The sequence below is a fragment of the Kitasatospora sp. NPDC001159 genome, from assembly GCF_053598235.1.
Genome location: NZ_JBSFJV010000029.1, coordinates 1 through 26,753, shown reverse-complemented (window position 1 = coordinate 26,753; position 26,753 = coordinate 1). Strand labels below are relative to the sequence as shown.

General features: G+C 70.2%; 23 protein-coding genes and 3 pseudogenes. 14 read left to right on the top strand and 12 right to left on the bottom strand.

Annotated features, from left to right (window positions below; all coding sequences use genetic code 11):
* Positions 1 to 69: 69 nt before the first annotated feature.
* From ACWC9T_RS17290 to ACWC9T_RS17275, 4 genes are all read right to left on the bottom strand, one after another.
* Positions 70 to 249 carry a hypothetical protein gene (locus tag ACWC9T_RS17290; protein WP_449821888.1) on the bottom strand — a complete coding sequence of 60 codons (180 nt, stop codon included), beginning with the start codon at positions 247 to 249 and terminating at the stop codon, positions 70 to 72.
* A 506-nt stretch (positions 250 to 755) separates the two neighbouring features.
* On the bottom strand, positions 756 to 1,955 hold the full coding sequence (locus tag ACWC9T_RS17285; protein ID WP_449821887.1) for a ParB/RepB/Spo0J family partition protein: 1,200 nt from the start codon (positions 1,953 to 1,955) through the stop codon (positions 756 to 758).
* Positions 1,952 to 3,106 (bottom strand): ParA family protein, encoded by a 1,155-nt coding sequence (locus ACWC9T_RS17280; protein ID WP_449821886.1) that lies wholly within the window; start codon positions 3,104 to 3,106, stop codon positions 1,952 to 1,954. The genes ACWC9T_RS17285 and ACWC9T_RS17280 overlap by 4 nt, the downstream gene beginning before the upstream one ends.
* 473 nt (positions 3,107 to 3,579) lie before the next feature.
* Positions 3,580 to 4,023: a DNA/RNA helicase domain-containing protein gene (locus tag ACWC9T_RS17275; RefSeq protein WP_449821885.1), complete on the bottom strand. Its 444-nt coding sequence runs from the start codon at positions 4,021 to 4,023 to the stop codon at positions 3,580 to 3,582.
* 1,426 nt (positions 4,024 to 5,449) lie between these two features.
* Between ACWC9T_RS17275 and ACWC9T_RS17270 the strand changes: the two genes are divergently transcribed.
* The 4 genes from ACWC9T_RS17270 (at position 5,450) to ACWC9T_RS17255 (ending at position 10,027) form a co-directional block, all read left to right on the top strand.
* Positions 5,450 to 6,556: a bifunctional DNA primase/polymerase gene (locus tag ACWC9T_RS17270; protein WP_449821884.1), complete on the top strand. Its 1,107-nt coding sequence runs from the start codon at positions 5,450 to 5,452 to the stop codon at positions 6,554 to 6,556.
* Positions 6,553 to 8,184 carry a phage/plasmid primase, P4 family gene (locus ACWC9T_RS17265; RefSeq protein ID WP_449821883.1) on the top strand — a complete coding sequence of 544 codons (1,632 nt, stop codon included), beginning with the start codon at positions 6,553 to 6,555 and terminating at the stop codon, positions 8,182 to 8,184. Before ACWC9T_RS17270 ends, ACWC9T_RS17265 begins: the two co-directional genes overlap by 4 nt.
* Positions 8,181 to 8,585 carry a DUF6009 family protein gene (locus ACWC9T_RS17260; RefSeq protein WP_449821882.1) on the top strand — a complete coding sequence of 135 codons (405 nt, stop codon included), beginning with the start codon at positions 8,181 to 8,183 and terminating at the stop codon, positions 8,583 to 8,585. The genes ACWC9T_RS17265 and ACWC9T_RS17260 overlap by 4 nt, the downstream gene beginning before the upstream one ends.
* Before the next feature lie 476 nt (positions 8,586 to 9,061).
* A complete protein-coding gene (locus ACWC9T_RS17255; RefSeq protein ID WP_449821881.1) occupies positions 9,062 to 10,027 on the top strand; it encodes a ferritin family protein in 966 nt (321 codons plus the stop codon).
* 518 nt (positions 10,028 to 10,545) lie between these two features.
* Here the strand turns inward: ACWC9T_RS17255 and ACWC9T_RS17250 are convergent.
* The gene (locus ACWC9T_RS17250; protein WP_449821880.1) at positions 10,546 to 11,070 is read right to left on the bottom strand and encodes a MepB family protein; all 525 of its coding nucleotides are present in this window, start codon (positions 11,068 to 11,070) and stop codon (positions 10,546 to 10,548) included.
* Between the two features lie 879 nt (positions 11,071 to 11,949).
* Here ACWC9T_RS17250 and ACWC9T_RS17245 point away from each other — a divergent pair.
* A complete protein-coding gene (locus ACWC9T_RS17245; RefSeq protein WP_449821879.1) occupies positions 11,950 to 12,270 on the top strand; it encodes an SbtR family transcriptional regulator in 321 nt (106 codons plus the stop codon).
* A 54-nt stretch (positions 12,271 to 12,324) separates the two neighbouring features.
* On the opposite strand, the pseudogene ACWC9T_RS17240 reads toward ACWC9T_RS17245, so the two are convergent.
* Positions 12,325 to 12,602: pseudogene (locus tag ACWC9T_RS17240) on the bottom strand (N-acetyltransferase family protein); the annotation flags it as partial.
* Here ACWC9T_RS17240 and ACWC9T_RS17235 point away from each other — a divergent pair.
* The gene (locus ACWC9T_RS17235; RefSeq protein ID WP_449821878.1) at positions 12,599 to 12,760 is read left to right on the top strand and encodes a hypothetical protein; all 162 of its coding nucleotides are present in this window, start codon (positions 12,599 to 12,601) and stop codon (positions 12,758 to 12,760) included. The pseudogene ACWC9T_RS17240 and the gene ACWC9T_RS17235 overlap by 4 nt on opposite strands.
* 467 nt (positions 12,761 to 13,227) lie before the next feature.
* Here ACWC9T_RS17235 and ACWC9T_RS17230 read toward each other — a convergent pair whose 3' ends face one another.
* On the bottom strand, positions 13,228 to 14,487 hold the full coding sequence (locus tag ACWC9T_RS17230) for an MFS transporter (protein ID WP_449821877.1): 1,260 nt from the start codon (positions 14,485 to 14,487) through the stop codon (positions 13,228 to 13,230).
* 922 nt (positions 14,488 to 15,409) lie between these two features.
* Here ACWC9T_RS17230 and ACWC9T_RS17225 point away from each other — a divergent pair.
* Positions 15,410 to 15,694 (top strand): hypothetical protein, encoded by a 285-nt coding sequence (locus ACWC9T_RS17225; RefSeq protein ID WP_449821876.1) that lies wholly within the window; start codon positions 15,410 to 15,412, stop codon positions 15,692 to 15,694.
* A gap of 380 nt (positions 15,695 to 16,074) precedes the next feature.
* On the opposite strand, the pseudogene ACWC9T_RS17220 reads toward ACWC9T_RS17225, so the two are convergent.
* A pseudogene (locus ACWC9T_RS17220) lies at positions 16,075 to 16,863 on the bottom strand (transposase); the annotation flags it as partial.
* 495 nt (positions 16,864 to 17,358) lie between these two features.
* Here ACWC9T_RS17220 and ACWC9T_RS17215 point away from each other — a divergent pair.
* The 3 genes and pseudogenes from ACWC9T_RS17215 to ACWC9T_RS17205 all read left to right on the top strand — a co-directional run.
* Positions 17,359 to 17,709 carry a hypothetical protein gene (locus ACWC9T_RS17215; protein ID WP_449821875.1) on the top strand — a complete coding sequence of 117 codons (351 nt, stop codon included), beginning with the start codon at positions 17,359 to 17,361 and terminating at the stop codon, positions 17,707 to 17,709.
* A gap of 445 nt (positions 17,710 to 18,154) precedes the next feature.
* On the top strand, positions 18,155 to 18,664 hold the full coding sequence (locus ACWC9T_RS17210; RefSeq protein ID WP_449821874.1) for a mycothiol transferase: 510 nt from the start codon (positions 18,155 to 18,157) through the stop codon (positions 18,662 to 18,664).
* A 9-nt stretch (positions 18,665 to 18,673) separates the two neighbouring features.
* Positions 18,674 to 18,907, top strand: a pseudogene (locus tag ACWC9T_RS17205) (helix-turn-helix domain-containing protein); the annotation flags it as partial.
* Between the two features lie 198 nt (positions 18,908 to 19,105).
* Here the strand turns inward: ACWC9T_RS17205 and ACWC9T_RS17200 are convergent.
* Together ACWC9T_RS17200 and ACWC9T_RS17195 are read right to left on the bottom strand one after the other, a co-directional pair.
* Positions 19,106 to 20,785 (bottom strand): DUF885 domain-containing protein, encoded by a 1,680-nt coding sequence (locus ACWC9T_RS17200; protein ID WP_449821873.1) that lies wholly within the window; start codon positions 20,783 to 20,785, stop codon positions 19,106 to 19,108.
* A 184-nt stretch (positions 20,786 to 20,969) separates the two neighbouring features.
* Positions 20,970 to 21,914 carry a LysR family transcriptional regulator gene (locus ACWC9T_RS17195; RefSeq protein WP_449821872.1) on the bottom strand — a complete coding sequence of 315 codons (945 nt, stop codon included), beginning with the start codon at positions 21,912 to 21,914 and terminating at the stop codon, positions 20,970 to 20,972.
* A 71-nt stretch (positions 21,915 to 21,985) separates the two neighbouring features.
* On the opposite strand from ACWC9T_RS17195, the gene ACWC9T_RS17190 reads away from it, so the two are divergent.
* Together ACWC9T_RS17190 and ACWC9T_RS17185 are read left to right on the top strand one after the other, a co-directional pair.
* On the top strand, positions 21,986 to 22,720 hold the full coding sequence (locus tag ACWC9T_RS17190; protein WP_449821871.1) for an SDR family oxidoreductase: 735 nt from the start codon (positions 21,986 to 21,988) through the stop codon (positions 22,718 to 22,720).
* Between the two features lie 302 nt (positions 22,721 to 23,022).
* Positions 23,023 to 23,700 (top strand): hypothetical protein, encoded by a 678-nt coding sequence (locus tag ACWC9T_RS17185; RefSeq protein ID WP_449821870.1) that lies wholly within the window; start codon positions 23,023 to 23,025, stop codon positions 23,698 to 23,700.
* Positions 23,701 to 23,706: 6 nt separating this feature from the next.
* Here ACWC9T_RS17185 and ACWC9T_RS17180 read toward each other — a convergent pair whose 3' ends face one another.
* On the bottom strand, positions 23,707 to 24,225 hold the full coding sequence (locus ACWC9T_RS17180) for a hypothetical protein (RefSeq protein ID WP_449821869.1): 519 nt from the start codon (positions 24,223 to 24,225) through the stop codon (positions 23,707 to 23,709).
* A 26-nt stretch (positions 24,226 to 24,251) separates the two neighbouring features.
* Positions 24,252 to 24,461: a hypothetical protein gene (locus tag ACWC9T_RS17175; protein ID WP_449821868.1), complete on the bottom strand. Its 210-nt coding sequence runs from the start codon at positions 24,459 to 24,461 to the stop codon at positions 24,252 to 24,254.
* A gap of 57 nt (positions 24,462 to 24,518) precedes the next feature.
* Between ACWC9T_RS17175 and ACWC9T_RS17170 the strand changes: the two genes are divergently transcribed.
* Positions 24,519 to 24,668 (top strand): hypothetical protein, encoded by a 150-nt coding sequence (locus ACWC9T_RS17170; RefSeq protein ID WP_449821867.1) that lies wholly within the window; start codon positions 24,519 to 24,521, stop codon positions 24,666 to 24,668.
* A 467-nt stretch (positions 24,669 to 25,135) separates the two neighbouring features.
* Complete coding sequence (locus ACWC9T_RS17165; RefSeq protein WP_449821866.1) at positions 25,136 to 26,524, top strand: HAMP domain-containing sensor histidine kinase; 1,389 nt, start codon at positions 25,136 to 25,138, stop codon at positions 26,522 to 26,524.
* Positions 26,525 to 26,753: the final 229 nt, after the last annotated feature.

Below are 26,753 nucleotides of genomic sequence, written 5' to 3'. Positions count from 1 at the left end.
TCGGGCGGGTCAACGCCGGGGTGAGCCGGGGGTAGGCGTCCGGGGCGCCGGCCAGTGGCCGGTACGGCTTCATCTTGTTGATCCGCGTGATGCCGAACCCGGTTTCCGACTGGCCATGCGAATCGTGTAGTTGGCCTCGTCGTCCATGGTGGTGCCGTGCCGCATCGTGCCCTCTACCGTCGCGGCGACCTCGGAGGCGGTGCAGTTGATCAGCTGGGAGCGGATGGCCAGGGACTTCTGCTCGCGCAACTCGTCTACGAAGACGGCGGACGGCGTCGTCCTGCGGCTCCGGCCGGCCGGGGGCCTTGGCGTACACCGCCCGCAGCCACGGCTCGCGGGCGGCCGGGAGGCGGGCTGGGGTACGCAGGAGCAGCGCCCTGATCGCGCGGAAGCCGGACGGCGGGCGCGGCGGCAGCGGATCGTCTGTACTGGACGCCCATTGGCAGCCCGCCCGTCGCCGCAACGAGGGCACCGTCCCTCGGGAAGGCCAGGTACGCCCACACCTCGGCGTCCAGCGGCACGGCCACGGACGGGTCGGCGGGCTGCCACACACTTCAACCCGTCAACGGGTGCCGCGGGGCGAGGACGGGGCCGCGTCGAGGGCGGGCAGTCCGGGGCCGGTCAGGGCTGGACCCAGCGCTGGCGTCGTGGAACGGGGATCTCTGGAAAAGCAATGTGGCCCCGGCCGGGTCGCCGGGGCCACATGTTGTCCGCGGACAACATCGGGTGCCACGCGTGAGGACGAGCAGACGGACCTAGACGTGGGAGTTCAGCACCTCGACCAGAGCGAGGAACCCGTCGGAGTCCAGCCCAGCGCGAAGCGTCGCGGCTTGCTCATCGACGGTCGCTCCGAGCGCCTGTACGAGCTGGCGTGCCGTGGGAGCGGGCGTCGGGTCCGGGGCAGGCGTCTGCCTGGGCAGCGGGGCCTGCTGGGTCTCGGCAGCGCGATCGACTGGCTTCTGCCGAACCGGCACGGGTGCGCCCGCATCCTCGTCCCGCGGGACTGCGGGCTGTCCTGTGTTGTCCGCGGACAACATCTCCGGCTCCGAAGCGGCGACCGCGGCCGGGGCTACTCCCCTGCCCGGCTCGGTCTCGTGCGCCGTGTTGTCCGCGGACAACACGGCCTGCGGTGGCTCGGCAACGGCTGGCCGCGCGGCCGGGGCGGGGATGTTGTCCGCGGACAACATCTTGAGTGCGTCCCGCTGGGCGATGCGCTTGGCGCGCTCTTCCTCCTTGAGCTGCTCTTCGAGGGCGAGGAGACCGTCGGTTGTCAGCGACCTGTCGTCCTTGTAGGCGCGGGCCAGGCGCCGGCCGTAGCGCTCGGCCATCTCACCGCTGGCCAGCCGGTCCTGAATCGCCGAGGGGAGGGTCAGGAGCAGGATCTGGTTGCCCACCCAGGAGCGGTCCCGGCCACGACGGCGGGCGACCTCGGCAGCGTTGCCATCGCAAGCCTTCAGGAGCTGCTCCAGGCCCATGGCCCGCTCAATGATGTTGAAGTCCTCACGGTCCTCGTTCTCGGCCATGAGGTAGTCCATGAAGTCGGCCGGGCTGGTCGCCAGGTCGTCGCGGACCACGAAGTCGAGAACCTCCAGCCCCACCTGCGCGGCGGAGCGGTGACGGCGCTCGCCGTTGAGGAGGACGTACTCGGCTTCCTCGTTGATGAGGCGGACGTGGTTGGGCCACAGCGCAAGGTAGGCGGCGCGGGTGACCGCGACACACGCCGTGGTCTGCTTCTTCGCCAGACTCTGCCCCAGAGCCTCGCGCTGCTCCTCCGTGCCGTAGTAGCGGCGGGGGTTCATGGGGCACAGCGCGACCCGGTTCAGGGGGAGGCGCTGGATCTCGTAGTCCGGAATCGCTCCTTCGGCCTGGGCCTTGGCCCGGCCCCGCTCGCTGCGCGGCGTGCGGCTGATGGCCCCGAAGGCGCCCCCGGTTCCGAGTCGGTCGGCTGCCTTCACTTGGCGATCCTCCTCGCGATGTCGCGCATGACGTCGGCCTGGTCGCTGTCGGGCGCGTGAACGAGCAGCGGCGTCTTCATCCGCACGGCCTCGCGCTGGTCCTTCAGGTCGTTCACGACAGCGATCACCTCGGGGTGGCCGAGGCTCTTCCAGGAGTCGAGCGAGGAGGTCACGACGTAGCCCTTGCGGACGTCGTAGAGGTTGACGACGAAGCCCAGGTCATGGACGTTGATGTCGAGGTCGTCGCAGAGGGAGTCGATCTGCTCGCGCAGGAGGGTGTAGGCGTCGGCGGAGGAGTCTTCGGCCTGAACCGGAATCACGATGCCGGAGCTGCCCTCGGGCTCGCCCTCGCGGGTCCGTACGTAGTAGATCGCGTTGTCCATCGCGTACCCGAGGCTCGGGGGGCAGTCGACGATCACGAAGTCGAACTCGCGCTCGATGGCGCCGAGAGCCTTTTCAAGGGCGGTCTCCTTGACGCGGATGTCACGGGAGGAGACGAGCTTGGCGTCGAGCAGGAAGCCGTCGGTGCAGGCCGGCAGGAGGTGCAGACGGTCGCCGAACGTCTCCCCCGGGATTCCGATGAGCAGCTCGCGCAGGTCCGCCTGCCGTTCGCCGCACATGTTCTTGACAAGGCTGTCGCCCTTGATCGGGAGGTGGTCGTGGCCGAACTGCTTGGTGAGGTGGCCCTGGGGGTCGAAGTCGACCAGGCACACCCGGTAGCCCATCTCCGCGAGGGCCTGGCCGACACCGGCGGACATGGCAGTCTTGCCGACCCCGCCCTTCTGGTTGCCGAACGCCACGCGTCGGGCTCCGGTCTGCGGCCGGCTGCGGTGGGGAAGCGGGTTCGCGTCCAGCCAAAGCCGGATCGCCTGGGCGAGGCCCTGGTTGAAGTTGAGCCTGCGGTCCGAACAGTCGGCGCGGAAGGCCTTGTACAGCGCTGAGGGGACGTAGGTGGAGAACGAGTCCGACCGGGCGGTGTCGATCACGTCGAGCGGGTGGTCGGCCTCCCGCCATGCCTGGATGCCCTGGGTGACGGCGTCCTGGATCGAGATGTTGACGGTCGCGGCGCGGATCTTCAGCTCCCGCCGCAACTGCTGGGGGAGTTTGGTAACTACCTTGTCCCGGTCATCGGGCATGGCTGGTGCGGTCATGAGGGGAGTTTACTAACCGCTGGCCCGATGTCAGTACACGCGACACGGAGCAATTCAGACTTTCCATCCATATCCCCCGGCTATGCCAGCCTGTCGGCGGATGTTGTCCGCGGACAACATCTCCAGCACGCCGGGGCAGCCCGCGAGGACAGACGTTCCATCTCGTGTTGTCCGCGGACAACACGGTGGCGCTGGCTCGGGTCCGGGAAGTCCACGGTCCACGGCCTCATGGAGATCCAGGCGAGCCCGAACGACAGAACCCCGGGCAGGAGCTGCCGATGTTGTCCGCGGACAACATCGGGCTGCCCAAAGCCTCACCGGACGACAGGCCAGCGACCACGATCCGGCTCCAGCATCGACGACCCAATACGGCTGTCCTGTCCGGGTGAAGTCGTCAGGTAGCAACGCGCTGACCAGGTGCGGGACGACTTCACCCGGACGGTCAGGCGTGGGTGTCCGGGTGAATCTGGTCCTCAACGTCCGGCTGAAGGTGGCCTCCGGGCTGGTGATCCTGTCGCGCAATGGTGCCTGGGAAGGCCCGCGTATGGACTGTCGGTCGCCACGAGCCAGGACAGTTGGCAAACGTGTACCACCCACTGGTCGTAGCCCTGGGATCCGTTGCAGCGGAACTGGGTCTCCAGGTCGATGTGCCGGAACACCGCCTCGGACTCGTGTGCGTGGTGGGTCAGTTCGTCGAGGGTGCTGCCTTCGGTGGGGCGCACGATCTGACGCTCGTCCAGGAACAGGACCAGGACGCCGACCCGGTCGAGGAGAGTGTTGACGGCCAGTCGCTCCAGGGCGTCCTGCGAGGGCCGGTGACCGCCGACGAGGAAGCGATCGACGGTGTCTCGGCGCAGGCGCCAGGCCGCCGCAGCCGAGCCGGTCCGCGAGCACGTGCACGGGCGCGCCGTCCGCAAGGTCGGCGCGACCCAGCAGGGGGGAACTCCCCACTCGGCGTGCCCGGAGGTGTCATCCCGCGCAGCCTCCCCTGATCAGTTCCCCCGCCCAGGACGGCCTGAGGCTTCGATACGGCACTGCCGCCTCTCCCCGGGCGGGGCCCGAAGGGCAATGACACGTAGATCGGTTTATCAGACCACCCTGACAGTGTCGATCCCGATCAGAAGCGGAACCCACACAAGTACCCAGGGCTCAGTCGCTTGAGTCGCTGATCGCCGGCTGCTCCGAGGCCAGGGGCTCCCAGCCGACCAAGCGCGGGCCTGTGTCAGAGGAGGTGGTTAGGGTGCGCCGTCGGGACTCGCCCGTCATGGTCGTGGCGACGAGGCGATTCACGTGCTGCGGACCCTCGCCGATGTTCCCGGTGACACGGAGGACTGGATCGTCAACACGCTGTGCACCCTGTACGCAGACCAAAGGACGCCGCCAGGACGGGCTGGCCTACCCCGACGCTCTCAAGCCCTGCCGTGGCAAGGAGGCATGGGAGCTCTTCTGGACACGGCGGTCGCTTACGGCCGCCAGCGACCGGGCGATGAAGCGGTCGCACAGGTACGGGTTCACCCTGAGGACGGCACCTGGTAGGCGGCACCGCACGTTGCCAGGCTGCTGGCCGGCGCCGGTCGCACCGAGGAGGCCGTTGCGGTTCTCGAACCGCACGCCCCCGCCAACAGCCACGACCTGGCTCGGCATCTCATCGACCTCGGTCGGGTCAAGGACGCCGTGGAGGTTCTCCAGCGGTACGACAGGCCCAGGCCAGCCGAGACCCTGTGGGCCGACGAGCCTCCGTTCTGACATTGCCCAGTCCTACGGGGAGCGGAGCTACCGAAGCGACTCAAGCGACCGAGACCAGGACTTGCCAGCAGACCTGACACGCCCGACACGCCGAGGTCCAGCGCCCGAGAGACTCAGTCGCTTTCAGTCGCTGAGCTTCAGTCGCTGGATAAAACCGCAGGTCAGCGGCCATACACTCGTCCCATCAGCGACTCAAGCGACTCAAGGTTGGGTATATGAAGACATTCCCGTGTGCGTGTGCGCGTTATAGACCCGGGCTTCAGTCGCTTCAGTCGCTGTTTGCTGGGTTTTTTGGCTCTGACCTGCGAAAACGCCGGTGGACCGAAAACAGCGACCGAAGCGACTCGGTCGCTCCCCCAGGACTCGGTCGCTGAGATTGCCCGCAAACTCGGCCAGTTCGGGACCGTATGTCCTCGCTCGGCTAGTCTGTGTGAGCTATCTTCTGGACTTCGGTCGCTTCAGTCGCTGCTTAGGCACCCGCCAGTGCTCTGACCTGGCTTTTTGCCCTCAGCGACTGAACGAGCGACTCAAAATCGGGCAGCTACCGAGCGACCGAAGAAGCTGAAGCAGCTACCGAACCAAGGGGAAGGGACCAGGGTGACGGCGCCGAAGGCCGTGGGGAGCGACCGAGCGGAGCGTCAGCCGGACGCGCTGACCGTCGCGCGCTGGTGTGCGGCTCAGGGTTGGCCCGTCCATCCGCTGGCGCCTGGGCGCAAGACCCCGCCCGCGAACTGCCAGGCCTGCCAGGCCTCACCGCACTCCCCCGCCGAGTGCGCCTGCCCCCGCGTCGGTCGCTGGTGCCACGGCTTCCACGCCGCCACCGTCGACCAGGACGTCCTGTCGGCCTGGTGGCACGTCAACCCCGGCTTCGGCGCCGGCGTGGCCTGCGGCCCCGCGGGCCTGGTCGTCATCGACGTCGACAGCCACCCGGGCGCCGTCCCCTCCCGGGACCGGATCCTGCCCGGCATCCCGATCCACGAGCACGTCAATCTCGAAGGCCTGGAGAACGGTTACCACACCCTTGCCCTGCTCGCGGCCCTGCGCAAGGCCCCCGACCCGGCTGAGGACACCGGGACCCTGCGGGTGCGGACCCCCTCCGGGGGCATGCACATCTGGTACCGCGACCACGCCCACCACCGGTTCGCCTGCTCCGCCGGCTCCTCCACCGGACGGGCCCTCGCCTGGCAGGTCGACGTCCGAGCCCACGGGGGCTACATCGTCGTTCCCGGCACCACCACCGCCAACGGCACCTACACCCCCCTGCCCGGCGCCACGATCCCCGCCCCGCTCCCCCAGTGGCTCGCCGGGGAACTCATCCGCACCGGCCACCTCAAGGACCGCCCCGGCCAGCAGCCCAGCACCCCCCAGTCGGCCGTCCCCGACCGCGCCCGCCAGGCCGTCGTCGCGGCGGGCGGAGGGAAGCGGGGCGCCGAGCGGGCCCTCGACACGGTTCTGCAGGACGTCACCGACTGCGCCACCACCCCTGAGGGCGCTGGCTTCACGGGCAAGCTCAACCGCGCCGCCTACACCGTCGGCGGCCTCGTCTCCGCCGGACACCTCACGCACGCCGCCGCCGAACAACTGCTCACCGACGCCGCCCGCACCGCCCGTCCCTCCCAGGACCGGCACAGTTCCGCCGTCATCCGCTCCGGTCTCGCCGCCGGAGCCCGGCAGCCCCTGCACGTAGGGAAGGCCCGCGGATGAACGACAGCACCCGCAAGAGGACGGTCTTCGACCCCGTGGCCGCTGCCCAGCAGATCCTGGAGTACCCGCCGGTTCCCGGCCCCTCACAGGCCCCCTGGCACGGCACCGCCGTCCAGGAGAGCCTCCTCGAGTCCCCCGCCCCCGTCGCGGCCCCGCATGTCCCGCAGGCGCCCGTCCAGCCCCTTCCGACGGCCCAGGTCCCCCAGCCTGCCCAGGCCCAGGCGGGCCCGCAGGCGAGCCCCAACGGCCTGCTGCCCGACTCCCTGTCAGACCGCGGCAACGCCAAACTCTTCGTCCACCTCTACGGACGCGACTACCGCCACGTCCCCGGCATCGGCTGGTACCGCTGGGCCACCCACCGCTGGCAGCTCGACGAGGACGACACCGTCCTGTGGGCCGCCGGCGAGATGGCCGAGAGCATCGCCACCCACGACCCCCGCGGCCTCTACACCAACACCGACCTGCGCCGGCACCGCCGCCGCGCCCTGTCCACCTCGGGCATGAACGCCATGCTCGCCCAGGCCAAATCCGCCCCCGGCATGGTCCTCAACGCCGCCCTCCTGGACGCCGACGCCTACGCCCTGTGCACCCCCGGCGGCGTCGTCGACCTGCGCACCGGCGCCATCGTCCCGCCGGACCCCAAAGTCCACCACCACTCCCGCTCCACCACCCTGGCCCCCGCCCGGATGCCCACCCCGCGCTGGGACCGCTTCCTCACCGACACCTTCGGCGACGACAGGGAAGGCCGCCAGACCCGCGACTTCCTCCACCTGCTGCTCGGCTACTCGATCAGCGGCGACGTCGGCGCCCAGGTCATGCCCTTCCTCTACGGGCAGGGCAAGAACGGCAAGTCCGTCCTGCTGGACGTCATGATCCAGCTGCTCGGCGACTACGCCGACGCGGCCCCGCCCGGCTTCCTGATGGCCAAGACCTTCGACGGCCACCCCACCGACCTCGCCGAACTCCACGGGCGCCGCATCATCGTCTGCTCGGAGCTCAAGCCCGGCGACCGCTTCGACGAGGCCCGGGTCAAGCTGCTGACCGGCGGCGACAAGATCAAGGCCCGCCGGATGCGCCAGGACTTCTTCTCCTTCGAGCCCACCCACAAGCTCTGGCTGCTCGGTAACCACCGCCCCGAGGTCGGCACCGGCGGTTTCGCCTTCTGGCGGCGCATGCGCCTGATCCCGTTCGAACGGGTCGTCCCCGAGGAACGCAAGATCGACAACCTGGCCCACGTCCTCGTCGCCGAGGAGGGCCCGGGTATCCTCGCCTGGCTCATCAACGGTGCCCGTCGCTACTTCGCCGGTGAGAAGGACCTGGCCGGCCCCCAGGCCGTCCAGACCGCCACCACCGCGTACGCCGAGACGGAGGACCACGTCGGCCGCTTCCTCAAGGAGGCCTGCATCACCGGCGAGGGCACGCGCGCCGAGCAGTCCCAGCTTTTCGGCGCCTACACCCGTTGGTGCGGCTTCGAAGGGGCCAATCCCGTATCCGGTCGCGCGTTCGCCGCACGAGTTCGCGAGACACTGGGTATGACCTCTCCCAAGGAGATGGTCCTGTCCAACAGCCGCAAGTACTACCCGGGCATCGGCCTGATCACCGACGACACAGAGGAGCAGAACGCGTGAGCGCGCTGATCGACCCGGCCGAGCTCGCCCACGAAACCGACCTCGTCTGGCTTGAGGACACCAGCGACCTCGACTACGTCCGCCAGTCGCTCGACCGCCTCACCACCCGGCGCGGCCGCCCGGCCTACCACCGCGACGGCCGCATGGTCGGCTACGCGATCCTCGGCCCCGACGCCAAGTCCTCCCGAGCCTCCGGCACCTTCCGCCGCCGCGTCTTCTGGCTGCTCCCCCACGACCGCGATCAGGACCCGCAGGGCCTCTACACCACCGGCGCCCCCTCGGAGGCCGTGGACCCGCGCACCGTCGCCCCGGGCGTCAAGGGCTACAAGACCGAGCGCTCCGAGGGCGGCCCGGCCTCGCCGGCCATGCTCGAGCTGGGGATAACGCTGCCGAAGGCCTGATGGCTTCCGAACTCGACGGTGGGGTGCGCCACGGGCCGCCCCCCACCGCTGTCCGGCCCGGAACCTACCTGCCCTCTCGGCGTAGTTCCTCCTGGCCCGCCAGGAGGAACTACAGTCTCCACACAGGGCTCCCCCTGGCTGCGTGTTGGATCCTCTGCGAGGCGGCGCAGACCGCCAAACGGCACCCGCTGTTCGCCCCCGGCTACCAGCAGATGGCCCACCGCCGGGGCAAGAAGATCGCCACCACGGCTGTCGCCCGCAAATTCCTCACCCGCGCCTACCACGTCCTGCGGACCCCCGTCGCAGGTCAGGGCCTGTGCGATCCTCGCGGTCCGCGGGCAGCGGCCAAGGCGCCTGTGCGCGCGGTCGTCACTTTGCGTATTCACCTGAATGGGTGCGGCCGGTTGGCCGCATCCGGGGCGTCTTGCTGTGCTGGGCGAGCGTGTCCGATGAATGCGTCCGTCAAGGAGGTTGAGATGACCGCCTACCCGATACGCGCTCTGGTCACCGGTGCGTTGGCCGCGAGCGTCGCCATGTGTGCCGTCTCCGCCGCGTCTGCCGCACCGGTTGTCGACGGCTCGGCTGCCAGGACCGCGATCCCGGCTCTGCAGCATCAAACGCAGACCAACCTCACGCAGTCCATGCAGGGCGAGGCGTTCGCCAACGCCTCCTACACTCTCTTCGCGGCCCAGGCCCAGCGCGAGGGCCGGCCGACGGTGGCCGACCTCTTCCGGAAGACCGCCGGTGTGGAGCTGGGTGAGCACTTCACCCAGGAAGCCGCACTGAGCGGTCTCGTGGGCGGCAATGAGGCCAACCTCACCGACGCCATAACCGGCGAGGGGTACGAGTCCACCACCATGTACCCGACGTTCGCCCGCCAGGCCAAGGCGGCCGGCGACACCGCCGCCGCCGACCTCTTCACCGAGATCGCCAAGGACGAGACAGCCCACCAGGCCGCGTACCAGGCCGCCCTCACCGCGCTCCGCACCGGCAAGGGCGCCATCCCGGCACCACCGGCCGTCAACCCCGTGACGGTACCGGCCGGGAAGCCCAAGGTCACCTCGGCGCAGACCAAGGCCAACCTCGACACCGCCATGCACGGTGAAGCCCTGGCACACGCCAAGTACAGCCTCTACGCCCAGCGCGCCCAGCAGAGCGGCAACCCCGCCCTGGCGCGCCTGTTCACCGCCGTCTCCAACGTGGAACTGCAGGAGCACCTCTCCGGCGAGGCGGCGCTGGCCGGAACGGTCGGCACCACGAGCCAGAACCTGGCCACGGCCATCGCCGGCGAGACCTACGAGTCCCAGACCATGTACCCGACGTTCGCCCAGCAGGCCAAGGCCGCCGGCGACACCGCCGCGGCCACCCTCTTCCAGCACAACGCCACCGACGAGGCCGGCCACGCCCAGGCATTCCAGACCGCCCGCAAGGGCCTGGGCTGACCGGACGGTGCCAGAGAAGTCGGGGGTGGTCGACTCGACCGCCCCCGGCCTTCTTCGTCAGCACATCTCCCGGACGATGCTCGCGTCGGAGCCCTTCGGACCGGGCGGTTGGTCCGCCCGGGGTGAGTCGGCGAAGGTCGTCCGGCCGCCGATGAGGCCACGCACCCAGCCGCCTACCAGCAGGCACTCAACCAACTGCGCCGGCTCCCCGGCCAAGCCGCGAGACCGGCCGGAGGCAAGCCGCAACGGCCGGCCGATTGACACGTCACATGGGCCGACCGCGTTGCCACGGGCGCGACTGTTGCCGCGTCACCGCCTGCCATCGGACTGGTTTGTTGAGAAACGGCCCTGCCAGACCGCCTTCGCACCCGAGTCACCGATCCGGTACACGTCAATGATGCTGTTCGTGGCCGTGGCCGCCTGACCTGGCGGCGGAGCAAGGGAGCGGCAGGCCCGTGCCCGACGACTCCTGTACGACCCGTTCGACCAGCAGACCGACGTCAGGACCGAAGGGGCACCTATGGGTGGTAGAGGGCGTGGGCACGTGTCACGTCGGTAGGCCCGTCCTGGCCGATGTGGAAGAAGTAGTCCACCTGCCATGCCTGCGTGCTGCGGGCCTGCCGGTTGGTCGTGATCACCCACGGCGGGTAGACGCGGAATCCTCGTTTCCCGCCGGAGCCGTTGCGGGAGACGATGTCGCGCCCGCACAGCACCTCGCGCGGGAAAACGAACTGCCCGAAGCCGTTGTCGTCACGGCTGCCGATGACGAAGAGATCCACCCCGTCGGCGGCGTCGAAGGGCCGGATCGGCCCCTCCTCGGACCGCTGCCACACGGTGACGAACTGGCCCACCTTCGTCGGGGTGGTTTTGGCCACGCGGAACCGGACCGAGCGCCCATCGATCTTCATTCCGCAAGCCGCGTATTCGGCGCTCTCCGGTTCGGCCACCGGCAGCGAACAGACGAACCCGCTCGGGTCGTACACCAATGCCTTCGCCGCCCGCAGGTCACCGTGGAACCCCGCCCACGGCTGATTCATCACCATCCCGTCATCCTGCCATCACCACCGCCGACCAGCTCCAGCGCCCGCTGCGCCCCGCAGCGGCGCAGAACAAGGCGATCCGCCAGGCGCTGGGTGATCGCGCGCTGCACGGTCTGGTCGCCTCGGACGGCAACACCGCGGCGCGGCACAAGACGTGGCGGCTGGAGGGTGCGGCCGGGCTGGAGGCGGCCGGGCACGTCCTCTGGCTCCCCCGCACCGAGATGGGCTCCACGGCCCGGGGCGCCGGGGCCTCGGGCGCCCCGCACGCGATGGCGGTGAACGAGACGGTGTGGCGTTCGTGCGCGGCGGCACCGCGCCCGCCCGGGGCGCCGCGAAGTTCACCGCCTACTGTGAGCTGTTCCGCGTCGAGGTCCGCGACAACGGCGAGTCCCGCCGCCGTTTGGCACAGCGGCGAGCGGAGGTAACCGCGGGCCGCATCAGCGGCGACGCGGGCGCTGTCACCCCAACGCCCCGTGCGCGATGTCCCGGACACCGAACTCCAGTGGGAAGTCGATCTACCCCGCGACGAGCACGACGTCTGCACGTCACCGTCCTCGCCGAGGCCCGCGCGTTGCACAACGTCCACGCCGTCCTGCGCCGTCAGGACGGCGACCGCCGCTGGGTCCTCGGGCACACCCTTCTACGTGGGCGACCGGCCGTACGGCGTCCTGCGGCCCCGGCCCCGTCGACTGGGACCTCCTGACGGGACTGGTCTTCGTCCGTAACCGGGACGAGTTCTGTCCCTGGGCCGCACCGCGCCCAACGGCACCCGCATCATCGTCCTCCCCGACGAGGTGCAACTGTCACCGCCCACGGGGACTCGGTGCTGACACTTTCACCGGAACCGACAGTGCCGCCGTCCGGGCCGCCGGGCTCGCGCTGGTGGCCCGGCCCGCCCTGGCTCGGCCTGTTGGGCGGGGTCGCGCTGTCCGGCCGCCAGGCCCGGCGGACGCCCTGCGCGCCGCCGTCGCCTCCGGCGCGGACCCCTTCGCCGAGACCCTCGACAAGCTCGGCACCACGATCGGCACCCTGCTGCACGCCGGCGCCGACGCCGGTCTCCTGCGCCCCGACGTCGACCCCCTCGACGTCGGCTTCAGCCTCGCCGGCGTCGCACCGGTCACCAGCACTCCCGCCCAGCGCGAACGGGCCGGCCGCCTCCTCGACCTGCTCCTCGACGGGCTCCGCTACGGCACGGGCCGATAGCCCTCCCGGCACTGCCCAAGCCTGGCGGCGGGCAGCAGCTCCGGCAGCGCGAGATGCCCGGCCTGCCGCGTGCTCCGGGAAGATGCCGGACTGCACGGTCCAGATCCCGGCGGCGTTGGTGGAGGCCAGCAGCGTCTCCAGCAGCGCGAGGCCAACGCCCAGGCCGTGGGTGTCGGGTGGACGTAGACGGAGTGCTCGACCACCCCGGTGTACGCGCACCGGTCGGAGACCGGCACGACTGCGGACCACCCGAGCACGTGGCCCGCCTCGTTGAGGGCGACCAGGCGGTGCTCGGTGAGCCGGGAGGCGTCGAAGGCCTCCCAGGTCGGTGCGGCTTTTGCCGGGCATGTACGGCGGCTTCGGCATCCGCCTGGAGGAAGCCGCGATCGCGCCCCGCCTCAAGGTGACCAGCCACTGCCGGATGGTCGGTTACTCAGGCTGCACCCACTACATCACCTTAGACAGCGTGTTGGTCGACTCCGGTTGGTAGCCGAACAGGCATTCCGCCCCGAGGTTTCGCCACCTTCATCGACCAGCCCGCCGAGCACGGCCGATGGGCCCTGTGTGGTGGCGGTACGGACGGGCCGGAGGGTCGCAGGTACGGCGCCGCAGCGATATCGAACTCACCGGCCACGGTGATGCGGCAGTGGCAGGGCTCCGGGTTGTGCATCGTGAAGCGGAAGTCTCCGGGCAGGACTCCCGGCCCTTCACCGACGGTGATCCCCGCTCTCCTGTAGCAGGAACCACGCCGTGCGCGCGGGCGTCCACCCCTGCCGGGCGGATTGGGCAGCCAGCGGCAGGCGCACTGCGTAGTGCCGCCGCCTGCGATCCTGCTGCGGCGCTCGCGCGAGAAAACGATCACCGACGCAGGCGACGCCAGCGTGCGCGCGGATTGTCTGCCACGCCCGCAGGAGGAGCCCGCGTGAGGCGGTTCCCGTCTGTGCGGGCAGCTTCCGGTCAGGCCCGGTCGGCCCCGGTAACGGTCGGCGGGTGCTGTCTACGGGCGGCGCGGCGCTCGAGGAAGCGGTGTTCCGGGGGGACGCGGGGCAGGACTAACAGCCCCAGTACGGCGGCGAGCAGGCAGGTGCCGGCGCCGAGCGCGAGTCCGGCGCGGGGGCCCAGATGCTGGGAAACCACGCCGAGGATCGGGCCGCCGATCGGAGTACTGCCAAGGAAGGTGACCGACCACAGGGCCATGACCCGGCCGCGGAATTGGGGGTGGCTGACCAGTTGCAGTGTGGTGTTGCCAGTTGCCAGGAAGACAGTGCTGGCGACGCCGACGAAGGTCAGCGCCGCGAGTGTGGCCGGGATGCCGGGGACGGTGGCGGCCGCCGTCAGCGCGGCACCAAATGCGGCCGCGGCCCCGATCAGGGGGACAACACCCGCCTCTCCGATCGCGGCGACGGCCAGGCCGCCGACCACTGAGCCCAGGCCCATGGCAGAGGTGAGGAAGCCGTAGGTCCGCGCGCCGCCGTGCAGGGCGGTGCGGGCCAGGAGCGGGAGCACGACCTGGAATTCGTAGGCCAGGGTGCCGATCAGGGCCATCATCGCCAGCGGTGCCCACAACCCGGCGGTGTCGCGCACGTAACGCAGCCCGGCGATGAGCTGTCCGGGCCCGCGTTCGACGGCCTGGGTCGTGGTGAGCTGGTCGGTGCGCATCAGGCGCAGGGCCAGCAGGACCGCGAGGAAGCTGACGGCGTTGGCCAGGAAGCACACGCCCACGCCGACCATGGCGATCAGGACGCCGGCCAGTGCGGGACCGATCGCCCGGGCGGTGTTGGTCATGACGCTGTTGAGGCTGACCGCGTTGCGCAGCAGCCCCTGTCCGACGATCTCCGGGACGAAGGTCTGCCGGGCGGGATTGTCCACCGCATTGACCGAGCCGAACGCGACGGCGAGGACCACGACCATCCACAGCCGCACGGCGTGGGTCACCGCCAACAGTCCCAGCAGCAGGGCGAGCGATGCCAGCGTGGTCTGGGTGGCCATCAGCAGGAGACGTTTGTCGGTCCGGTCGGCGATCAGCCCGCCGTACGGGGCGCCCAGCAGGACGGGCAGGAACTGCGCGGCGACCACCAGCCCGAGCACGGTGCCCGATCCAGTCAGTTCGAGTACCAGCCAGGACTGGGCCACGGCCTGCATCCAGGTGCCGACCAGGCTGACCGACTGCCCGGCGAAGTACAGCCGGAAGTTCGGCACCCGCAGAGCAGCGAACACTCACCCATAGTGCCGTGTGCGCTCCGCAACGGCCGTGCACGGGCCGTCCGACACGGCGCGAAGACGGACGGTTACGGATTCTACGGTCGGGGCGGAGGACGGCGGCGAGCTGGCTCTCCGCGACGATCGGCTGCAGAGTCCAGCAGCCGATGGACCGGAACAGCAGCATCCCGGCGATCGCCGGGCCCGGGGCAGGGAGCAGTGCGGACAGTTCGTCCCGGTTCCCGGTTCCCGGGCTGCCGGGCGTCGGCCGCGGAGTCCGGGAGCCAGATCAGCTTTTAGGTGAGCCCGGTCGGGTGGTGGTTGACCGTGGTGACTATGCGTGTTTGTCGTGGGCGTGTCATGGGCGTGAGGATCGCAGCGAGGGGGGCTTCCTCGGCTCCGGTCGACAGGCGCCGAGGAAGCCCCTCAAAGGTTCGATTCGCCTGACAAGAGAGCTGACCGAACACATGGGCAACCCCCAGCTGTCGAGCTGGACGCCGAACTCCCGAGCCGAAGCGATGCCCGAGGCTGGAAGGGTGCCAGCGTCGCCCAGCTCGCCTGCCGGCAGAACCTCTGACCAGCTCGCCAGGAGAAGTCAGCATCGACTCGCCACGTGCGGATCTGAACAGCCATCTCCGGCGTGATCGTCACCAGATCCACAGTGCTGTGTGTCATTCCACCGACCCTAGGGACGTCGCGGAGGGGGTGGCAAGCGGATTGCATTCGCGCCTGCCAGGTGCACGACGTCGAAAACCTCCCAGTCCCCCGGCAGTTGGGAGGTTCGCGTGCTGATCCGACAAGATCCGAAAGATGCCTGCCCTCGTCCTGGCCGGCGTCGGGACGGGTACAAGGGCGACGCAAGATCGTGCCATGATAGTTACTGACTGGTAATCCAGTGATGTCCAGTCAGAGAACCGCGCACCACCGTAAGGAGTCACCCATGCGTCGACGCATGTCCGCCCTCGTCCTGACCGCAGCCCTGGCCGGCGGCGCTCTGGCGACGGTTGCCCAGGTCGCCACCGCCCAGCCCGCGGCCGCCGCCTCGATCACTGTTGACCTCAAGCAGATGCGCCAGCAGGTCTACGAGCTGCGCCAGAAGGCCAACCGGCTGGACCACGAGGGCGAGCGGGACGCGGCGCGCCGGGTCCGTGCCCAGGCCGACGCGCTGCAGCGCCGGATCGACCAGCTGGAGAAGGCCGAGCGCGACACCAGCCACCACATCTGACGGTCGTCGCCTCTGGCGATCGCCGCGTGATCGGCGCCGCCCGCCGGGGCGGGCGGCGCCGTCGTTTCGCCGCCGAGGCCGCGGTGGCCGACCGCGGTGGTGGGCTGTGGCTGCCCAAGGCGTGGAATTCCCGGTGCCAGGGCGGAACCGGCTGCTAGACAGGCGCGCGACCGGATCGTGCTGCGCGCTGCCATCCCCGACGAGATCCCCGCCCTGCTCGCCCTCTGGGCGCGGGCCGCCAAGGGCACCAGCATCACGGACGACGAGGCGGGCGTGGGCGTGTCCAGCCAACCCCCACCCAGATTTTCGGCCCATCAGGGTGGGGCCTCAAGGCCCCCGGACTACTCTGTCTCGTAATCGGTGGTAGCGCTGTGTGGTGATCACTGGAGGAGGGGGCGGTGGCGGAGCAGGGGGAACCCGGCTCGGCCGTGCATCTGCCTCGTGATCTTCTTAGTTCGGGTGTTGACGCCCTCGGTGCGGCCGTTGTGGTACGGGGTGGTGAGTCCGGTGTCGACGGCGGCGTGGTCGAGTTCAAGGCCGTTCGCGAAGGAGTGCAGGTGGGGCAGGTCGACGGCGCGGACTGCCGTGATCCAGTCGGTGAGCTTGGCGTCGTTGCCCTCGGCCGGGGTCAGCAGTTTCGCGAACTCGCGCGTAAGGCAGGGGAGTTCGGTCATCTCGGGGCAGGCATTGGTGAGTTCCCGCAGGAGACGGTGTCCTTGTCGCGCAGGTTCTCGGGGCGGGTGAGGAGGAGGCGGGCGAAGCGCTGTGGGGTGGTGACGGGCTTGTCGCCCTCGGCGCGGCCCTGGGTGATGTAGCGGTAGAGCAGGTTGAGGCTGCCGGCGTATCCCTGTTCCTGGATCTCGCGGAACAGTTGCTTGACGGGGGCGGCCGGTTCGGCGACGCGACGGGCCCGTAGGTGGTCGCGGTAAGGGTCGACGAGCGCGGGCTTGTAACGGGGGTGCGCGGCGGTCGCCGGTGGGTTCCTTCATGCGGGCGTACCGTTTGACGGTGGCGAGGCTGGCCTCCCACGGCCGGGGTCCCGCGGAACACTCCCTGCTCCCGAGACCCGGCCGCCTGCACCCGCTGCGTCGGGACCGCTCCCGCAGCGCCCGGCTGCGCTGCACGCCGCTCCTGCCCGGCATCCCGCTGGCTCCGCAGGCCGCGACCGCAAACGCGAACGGGGCCCGGCATCTGGGTAGGCGCCGGACCCCGTCCGAGAGTGGAGCGCCAGGCCCGGGTTGCACGGACTCTTCCCACTGAAAGTAGGACGTGCTCTGGTAGCACCGCTGACGCCTGACGAGGAATCATATCCCTCGTGACAAGAAGAATATTAGCAGCTCGGGACCCATGCGCCGAACCACGGTCGCGGGGCCGCCCCCGCTTCCGGGCCTGCGTGTCACGGCGGCCGGTCGGAGGCCTCGGGGGTCGGCGGTCTCGGCGGGCAGGTCGCCGTGATGGCGGCGGGCGACGACCTCCAGCCGTATCGGCTTCTGGCTGCGCCGGTCACGGTCGACAGGCCCCGGGTTGTGGACGGCGCCGGGTGTCGTGAGCACCCGTCCGGTTTCGATGACGAACAGCACAGCCCGGATCTGCGTGGTCGGCGCGAGGCCCGCTGGCCTGACCTGCGCCCGCATCCTGCAACAGCACGGCATCGAGGTCACCGTGTGCGACGCCGACGACGCCGTGGACTCCTGCGACCCGGCGGGACGCTCGACCTGCACGCCGACTCCGGACAGATCGCCCTCGCGGACGCCGGGCTGCTCGACGCCTTCACGGCGCAGGCCCGGCCGGAGGGCCAGGTCAAGACTCGCCGCGACTACCACGGCACGGTCCTGGCGGAGTTCGCCCCGGGCCCGGCGTCGAGGCCGCGCCGGAGGCGTGCCGCCTGCTCGTCGACCGCCTGCGGCCCGGCACCGTCCGCTGGGGCCACCGGCTCGTCCGCGCGACCCCGCTCGGCCACGGCCGGCACCGCCTGGAGTTCGCTGGCGGCACCACCGTGGAGGCCGTCCTGGTGATCGGCGCCGACGGGGCGTGGGAAGGTCCGTCCCCTGGTCAGCGACGCCGCCCCACAGCACCTGGGGGTCTGCTTCCTGGACGCCTGGTTCGACGAGGCGGAAAGCGCCTGGAAGGACATCCCCGCAGGGCCCCAATCTCGCGGTCGGGGCCTTGCGGGGTGCGCGGGCGTATCGGAACTCCCGCTCGACCGGCGGGCCTCACGTGAGAACCACGACAGCCCCTCGTGGTCTTCGACGATCGGTGCGCGGGCCTGTCTGGCCGCCCGGCCCGATCGAGATCAGCACCTTGACAGTTCGGCCCACGCCCTTGAGGCCGCCCGGGCGGCGGCCCGCCGGGCCCGGGTGGCTGGGGCTCCGCGGGCGGGACACAATCGTCGGGGCGGCGCGCGACCCGCCACGCCGCCGGTGAGGCGGAGTACTCGACCGGGAGGCGACAGTGACCGGTGTGACCAGCGCCGATCTTCTCGTGGACGCGTTCGACAGGATCCGTGAAACGGTCGCCGACGTGGTCGACGGCCTGACCCCCGAGCAGTTGGCGTTCCGGGTGCGGGACTCGGCCAACCCGATCGCCTGGCTGGTCTGGCACCTCACCCGGGTGCAGGACGACCACCTCGCGGATGCGGCCGGCCGTGAACAGGTGTGGACCGCCGAGGGCTGGGCGGACCGGTTCGCCCTGCCGTTCGCCGTGTCGTCCACCGGCTACGGGCACCGGTCCGCGCAGGTCGCCAAGGTCACCGCCACCGCCGACCTGCTCTTGGGCTACCACGAGGCCGTCCACGCGCGGACCGCCGACTACGTGCGCGGCCTTGACAACCGATCCCTTGCCCGGATCGTCGACGAGTCGTGGCAGCCCCCGGTGACCCTGGGGGTGCGTCTGATCAGCGTGATCGCCGAGGACCTCCAACACGTCGGCCAGGCGGCCTTCGTGCGCGGCCTGCTGACCCGGCGCCGGTGACCCGGGTCGGTGATCGGGCATTGGCCGGGTGCGAGTCGCCCTGGTCCGAGGATCCCGCCGTCGTCGGTCACCGATGCCCAGCGGGGGCTGCGGTCCCGGGTGCGTCGTCGTTCGGCCGGCCAGGCGGCGGCGTTGAGGCCGTGGATCATCCTGGTGTGCGCCGAGGGTCACTCGATCTCGGAGGTGTCCGGGCGGTTCGGCATCGTCCCGAACACGGTGCGCACCTGGCGTCGGCGCTTCATCGAGCGGGGCCGGTGCCCGAGTGCCGCAGTCAGGAGTGCGTCGCTCGGGCACCACCACGCTCTTCGCCGCGCCCGACACCGCCATCCGGAGCCGGCTCGCCGACCGGAACGACGACCTTCGCCCGTTCATCCGGACCAGGACCGCCGACGAGATCCTCGGCAAGGCCGCCGACTCCTGCCGACGAATCTCCGGCACAGGTCACTGGAGTGCGGCGAGCTGGTCGACCAGGTCGCCGAGGCCGAGCGAGCCCTGGGCGAGCGCCTTCATGTGCCAGGTCTTGAGATCGAACGCGGCGCCCTGCCGCCGGCGGGCGGCTTCACGCCCCCGCAGCCAGGCACGTTCGCCCAGCTTGTAGCCGATGGCCTGGCCGGGCCGGCCGAGGTAGCGCACGATCTCGCTGTCGCGCAGTTCGGCGGGGCTGCCGTTGTACGTGGCCATGAACTCCGTGGCGAGCTCGGGAGTCCAGCGCTCGCCGGGGTGGAAGCCCGCATCGGCGGGGACGGCCAGGCCCAGGTGCATGCCGATGTCGATGATCACCCGGATGGTGCGCAGCATCTGCTCGTCGAGGAAGCCGAGGCGGTGGGCGGGGTCGGTGAGGAAGCCCAGGTCGTCCATGAGCCGTTCGGCGTACAGGGCCCAGCCCTCGGTGTTGGCGCTGACCATGCCCAGCGTGGTCTGGTAGCGGCTGAGCCGGTCGGCGAGGGCGACCCACTGGGCGAGTTGCAGGTGGTGGCCGGGGACGCCCTCGTGGTACCAGACGCTGACGAGCTGCCAGGTCGGGAAGGTGTCGCGCCCGAGGGTGGGCAGGTAGGTGCGGCCGGGGCGGCTGAAGTCCAGGCTGGGGCCGGAGTAGTACGGTGTCGCGGCGCTGCCTGCCGGCGCGATCCGGGACTCCACCCGGCGCAGGGGCCCGGAGATGTCGAAGTGGGTACCGTCGAGCGCGGTGATCGCCTGGTCCATGAGCTGTTGCAGCCAGTCGCGGATTGCTTCGTTGCCCTGGATCGTGTGGCCGTGCTGTTCCAGGTGGTGCATCGCTTCTTGGACGCTCGCTCCGGGCAGCACCCGTTCGGCCTCGGTGCGCATCTCGGCGGCGGTGCGGTGGAACTCGTTCCAGGCCCAGGTGTAGGCCTCGGCCAGGTCGAGATCGGCGCCCGTGTGGTGGCGCACCGCGAGCCGGTAGCGCTCTCGTCCGACCGCGTCCGGGGTATCGATGGTGGCCGGCGTGTAGGTGTCGCGCAGCCAGTCGCGGAATCCGGCGACGGCGGTGGTGGCTCGGAGCGCGGCGGTGTCCAGTTCGCCGCGCAGCCGTTCGGGGCCGGGGGAGACGAAGTCGGCGAACCACCCCGCGCCGCTGGTGTCTTCGCCGGTCCAGGCGGTGAGCTGGTCGACGACTGCGGCTGCCTGACGGGGCGCGGCGAGCAGGCGCCGGGACATCCCCTCGGTGAGGGTGGCGCGGTACCCGTCCAGTGCGGCGGGCAGGTTGCGCAGTCGCCCGGCCACCGCCGCCCAGTCGTCGTCGGTGGTGGTCGGCATGAAGGTGAAGATGTCCCGCACGTGGTGGACGTGCGCGCCGATGTTGCGCAGTTGGCGGAAGTTCTCGCCCGCGTCGTGGATGGCCAGTTCGGCGGTCAGGCGCTCCCTGAGGAGCTTTTCGCAGGTCAGGTCGGCGGGGTCCGCGCTGGTGGGGACGGTGTCGAGTGCGGTCAGGGTGCGTCGGGCGATGTCGGCGAGCGCTTCGAATCCCTCCGGGGAGAGGTCCGGCTGCCGGTCGTCGCCCGGGTGCACGCCGAGCCAGGCGGCCTTCAACGGGTCGTGCGCGGCCACCTGGTCGAGGTGGCGGTCGGCGATGGTGCGCGCGGTGATCGTTTCTTCTGCCATGGCGCCATCCTGGCGCAGCCGTCTGTCGGCCGCCCGATGTTTTCGCCGCAGGTGCTGCTCGGCCGGTGTCGGTGTGCTGGAGCCGGTTGCGGGCGGTGACGCGGTTCGGGTCGGGTCGGACAGGCCATCGTGGCCGGTGAGGACGGTGTGGTGGCCGTCGTCGGCCAAGGGTTGAGTACGCCGGTCAGGCCAGTGCGGTCATGTGGTCAGGGTGGTGGGTGGCGACGTCGTGGGCGGCTTGGACGAAGGTGGCGACGGCTGCGGATCGCGAGGCCTCCGGCCAGGCGACCATGACCGCGCTGGGGCTGAGGCCGGTGACCGGCCGGTATGCGATGTCCGGGCGCTGGTGCCGCTCGGTGGTGGAGCGTGACAGGAACGCCACCGCCTGCCCCAGCGCGACCACCTCCAGGAGTTGCTCGACGCTGGCCACGAGCGGCCCCTCAGGAGTGTCAGCCGGCGCCAAGCCTGTGTGGCCATCGCCTGCTTCCGCTCCGTCGCATCCTGTGTAGTAGGCGGTGGTGGAGGGGGCGGCCCCTTTCCAGCGCGGGATCGGTTCGCCCTTGAGGTCGGCCAGCCGCAGTCGCCGGCGTCCGGCCAGGCGGTGCGCGGCGGGGAGGACGGCCAGTCGCGGCTCGACCACGAGCGTCTGGGAATCCAGCCCTTGACCGTCGAACGGGCTGCGCAGCAGCGCTACATCGGCACGGCCGTCCCGCAGCATGGCGATCGGCTCTCCGCTGCCGCCGACGACGACTTCAGGCGGCGGCAGATGCGAACCCGTTCCCCGGTAGGCGGCGAGGATCTCCCGCAGCAGCCCGGCATCGCCTCCCGGCTTGACCGCCACGACGAGCCGGGGTGTCGGCTGACCGGCCCGGCGTGCACGCCGGGCCGCCGCGTGCACCGCGTCGACCGCGATCCGGGCCTGGTCGAGCAGCACCTGACCGGCGGTGGTCAGCCTCACCTGCCGGGTGGTGCGCTCCAGCAGGCGTACACCGAGCCGGGACTCCATCTGGGCGATCGCCTTCGACAGCGGGGGCTGCGCCATCCCCAGGTGTTGCGCGGCCCGGCTGAAGTTCAGTTCCTCGGCGACCGCGATGAAGTACCTCAGCTCCCGCACCTCCAGCTCAGTCATATCTGTGGACTATAGATCCAGAGTCTTCTGGTCTTTCCCTTCCGCCCGTGGGTGAGGGGAGGCTGGGTGCCATGACGACTTCGCAGAAGACTGCTCTGATCACCGGCGCGAACAAGGGCATCGGCAAGGAAACGGCGCGCAGGCTCGCAGCCCTCGGCATCACCGTGCTGATCGGCGCCCGCAACGCCGAGCGTGGCGAGGCGGCGGCCGAGGAGCTTCGCGCGGGCGGCGCCGACGTACGGTTCGTTCCGCTGGACGTCACCGACGAGACCTCGGTCCAGGCCGCCGCCCAGCACATCGACGCCACGTTCGGCCGCCTCGACATCCTCGTCAACAACGCCGCGATCGCCGCCGGACCGCAAGAGCCGAGTGAAACCCCAGCCGCTACCGTCCGGCAGGTCTACGAGACCAACGTCTTCGGCGTCATCGCGGTGACCCACGCCATGCTCCCCCTGCTCCGCCGCTCCGCCGCCGCACGCATCGTCAACATGTCCAGCGAACTCGGCTCCCTCACCCACCTGGCCGACCCGGGCAGCCCGTGGTCCGCCTACTACTCGATCCTCCTCCCTTACTGCACCTCGAAGAGCGCGCTGAACGCGATCACGGTGCTCTACGCCAATGAACTGCGCGCCGAAGGGATCCTGGTCAACGCGGTGAGTCCCGGCTACTGCGCGACCGACCTCAACCGCCGCACCGGGATACGCGCGGCGGAGGAGGGCGCGGCCGTGGCGGTTGACCTGGCGACTGTGGGCGAGGACGGCCCGACGGGCGCCTTTCTGGCCGAGGACGGGCCGATTCCCTGGTGAGACCATGCCGTGCCGTCTCCGCCCGAAGCCTGCCGGGGTGTTTTCAACCCCCGCCGTGACGATCACTGGCCTCTTGCGCGGCGCCCATCCCCACGGGCCTTACTGGTAGTTGGTGGGCGCACAAGCCAAGACGGGCACGACGTGATCACTCATCTCGCGGAGTCAGCATCAAGGGCTGGGCCGCGGGTCAGCCGGTGGTTTCCATCGCGGTTGTGTGCTCGTCGTGTTCACGCAGCAGGCGCATGACGGTGGCGGGTGAGGGGTGCTGGCCTTTCTTCGTGCCGGTGGTGATGACGAGGCGTTTGGCGACGGACGACGCGGACAGCACCGCGCCAGGCGTCCAGGCCACCACCTGGTTCACCCCCCAACGCCACGGCGGCGACACCCTCATCATCGAAGTCCCCGCCTGGGCCAGCCACCCCGACCCCACCCGCCCAGCCCACGACCCCCGCACCCACCTGACCGCCTGCGCCGACCAGCTGCGCCACCGCGGACAGCTACTCACCAACCTGCTGGACACCGCCCAGCCCCACCTCGACGACACCCCCCTACTGCGCGCCGCGCACACCCCGCTGACCGCACTGCGACAGCTCGCCGACGAATGGGACCCACAGATCGCCGGAGAGCGCCTCTTCCAGCCCGGACTCATGACCCAGGCCCGGCTCGAAGGCATCGACCTGTGGGCACACCGGCTCCCCGTACGCACGGCCGCCCTGCTGCGCCGCGCTATCGGGGCAACCCACGATCACGCCTCACCGTCCGGCGAACGCCTCGACCACCTCTTGCAGGACTGGTGCGCCCAGTACCAGGAGCGCTTCCAACCCACCTCCCGACGCGAGGGCTTCAAGGCCGCCCTACCCACACACGCCCAATGGCCACGGCGAGATGGGGATGTACGAGCGCGCATCCCCTCAACGGGCCGGGGTGGTGCCGTGGTGCCCATCGGCACCGCCCGAGTCAGCCGGGTCCGCCAGGGGTGACGGCCGTCAGCCGGCCAGCGCGTCGTACACGCCGCGACCCGTCCGCTGCGCCCGCCCGGTTTTGGCGAGGCGTTCGAGCATCGTGCGCACCGCGTCGACCGCTCCGTTCTGGTCGTCGAGTCCGAGCAGGACGGTTACCTCCCTGGCTCGCAGCGGGCCCTTGCCCTGTCCGAGGACGGCCAGCACGCTCTCGGCGTCGGTCAGGCGCCGACGGCCCGCCGCCGTGCGCGCGGGCGTCATCCGGAGAACCGGTCCCGTTCGGCCGAGCCGGGCTACGACGAGGAGTTCCACAACCCGACCGGCTTCCGCGGCGCCCGCGACGAACTCCTCATCTTCGCCTGCCAGCAGGACCCCCAACACGAGCTCTGGATCTCCATCGAATAGCTGATCAGGAGCGCCGGAGGTGTAGGTGGTGAGGTCGACGCGGAGGCCTCGCTCGGTCCGGGCCGCTTCGACTCCCGACTGCAGGGGTTGGGAGGTGAACCAGGACCGGCCGAGGACCTCGGTCGCTCCGGTGTCGTTCACGGAGGAATCCCCTTTCGGTCCGGAGGCTATCGACGGGTGTCGACATCGGGCCCGTCGGCGAGACGGGCTTCGAGGTCGGCGACGCGGCGGTCCTGGAAGCGGAGGTTGGAGCGGGCTGCCTGGAGCCGCTCTTCCAGGGTTCGATTGTCGGCGGTGAGCTGGCGGACGCGCTGCTTGAGGGTGGTGTTCTCTGCGGTGATCCGCTGGATGGCCTCCTCGGTCCATTCGGCTTCCAAGTCTCGTATATAGCCAAGGAGTTCGCCGGTTCGGGTGCGCTGGGTGAGGATCTCGGCGTGGGCGGCCTTGAGGGCGTCCTCGGCGTTCTGGTGCTGCGCAGCAGCCCCGCGGCCATGGACTCCCTCGCAGCGCCCATCGGCGGGCAGCAGTTGACCCCGGCTGCCGATGTGTTCGCCCGGCTCCGCGCCGCCGGCGGCGACCAGTGACCGCCCCCGCCGCCCGGGACGACCTCCCGGCCGCAGGCCTGCTCGACGGCGTCGGCAGCCCACTCCAGCACTCGCCGGTGCCTGTCCTCCACCTGCCGGGCCGCCAGCTCGCCTGGTGTAGGTCATTGCACCTCGGCTGGCGACCTTCGGCGAAGTCGTGGTGCGGTATCGCTTATATGCCTGACCAGCGGAAACACGCCCGTCTCTCTCGGGAAAGACAACGGCTTCTCAGACATATCCCAGGTAGTTGTTTAGGTATTTCTTATCTTCGTGTCCGACCTTTAGTAGGGGCGTCCTGGTGCCAAATTCGGAAGGGACGACTTGGGGGTGGGATTTTGGCCGTGACCAAGGCAGATAAGGGCCCTGAGATGGGGCGGGCGGGGACGGGTGGGATGTCTCGGTTGCGTGATAGGTGGTTCGGCCGGATGACTCTGCGTGGTCGGCTGGCGTCATTTACGGCTGCGGCTGTGTCACTGGCTGTGGTGATGTGTGCGGTGACCGGCTGGTTCGTGGCCCGCGGGGAGATGACCGCTCAAGTCGATCAGACTCTGGCGCGCGCATGGGCACCAAATGTCCATGCGTCTCCCCAATCCGAGATCAGAGCGATGAACGACTGGTGCCGCGGGGTCGTCACTCAACCGTGGATGACGAGGGACACCATTCCCACGGTGATCTTCGCGGACGGGACGTCCTGTCCACCGAACGACACCCGGTCCGTGAAAGTCACGGATGACGATCTGCCGGTGGCGAGCAGCGGGACATGGGGGACAGGCGCGCACTCCTACTTCCGCGACGGACAGCTGGCCAACGGTGACGCCGTGCGTGTGTATGTGGTCAGCTACGGACCTGTCGTGTTCAACGGCGAGCCCACCACTGCAGCCGTCGCGCTATCCCAGCCCCTGCGCCCGGTACACGACGCACTGCTCGGACTTGCCCTGATCACGACCATCACAGCCGCACTGGTGATCGCGGCCTCGGCTTTCGGCGCACTATGGCTCGCGCGTACAGCCCTGCAGCCCGTCGACCGACTCACCCAGGCGGCAGAGAACATCGCACGCACCCAGGAGCCGGGCACGACCATTGACGTGGCCGGCAGTGACGAGATTGCCCGCCTCGGCCAGGCATTCAACGCCATGAGTACCGCCCTCGCCCATTCCCGCGACAGCCAGTCGCAGCTAATCGCCGACGCCGGCCACGAGCTGCGCACCCCGCTGACTTCCCTGCGCACCAACATCGATCTACTGGTCCGCAGCGAGGAGACCGGGCGGGCACTGCCCGAGGGCATGCGCGCAAAGCTTTTCGCCAACCTGAAGGCTCAGATGGCGGAGCTGTCTACCCTCATCGGCGATCTGCTGGTCCTCTCCCGCCCCCTGCCATCGGCGGGGGCCGCTCCTGTCGCCGCGCTGGGGCTGCACGACATTGTCTCCCGTGCGCTGGACCGTGCAAGGCTGCGCGGGCCCTCTCTGGTGTTCAACGTTGATCTGCAGCCCTGGTACGTATGGGCGGATGCGCACACCATGGAGCGGGCCGTGGTCAACCTCCTCGACAACGCGGTGAAGTTCAGCCCGACCGACGGCGCCGTCGATGTTTCGCTGACCTCCGGCGTTCTCACGGTTCGCGACCACGGACCGGGCATCGCGCCCGAAGACATGTCGCACGTGTTCGACCGGTTCTGGCGCGCGCCATCCGCGAGGCAGTTGCCCGGCTCCGGCCTGGGCCTGGCGATCGTCGCACAAGCGATCCGCAACGCTGGCGGCGAGGTGTCACTCGCCCCCGCGGCACCCGGGCCAGATGGCACGACGGGCGGTGCGGTGGCCACCGTAAGGTTGCCGGGCTCGCCGACACCTCCGCCCTGATCGCCGCGTTCAACCGCAAGGACGACCTCCACCCCGGGGCGCCGAAGCCCTGTCGCTCGCCCGGGTGCTGATCATCTCCCCGACGGTGATGACTGAGCTCGACCACCTCCTCACCCGCCGGGCCGGGGAGGCTGAGAAGCCGTTATCAATCCGGGCGTGATCGTGTGATTCCCGCTGGTCAGGCATGACGCGGAGGGGTGTGCGGGCAGTATTGGCGCGTCGTGTCGTC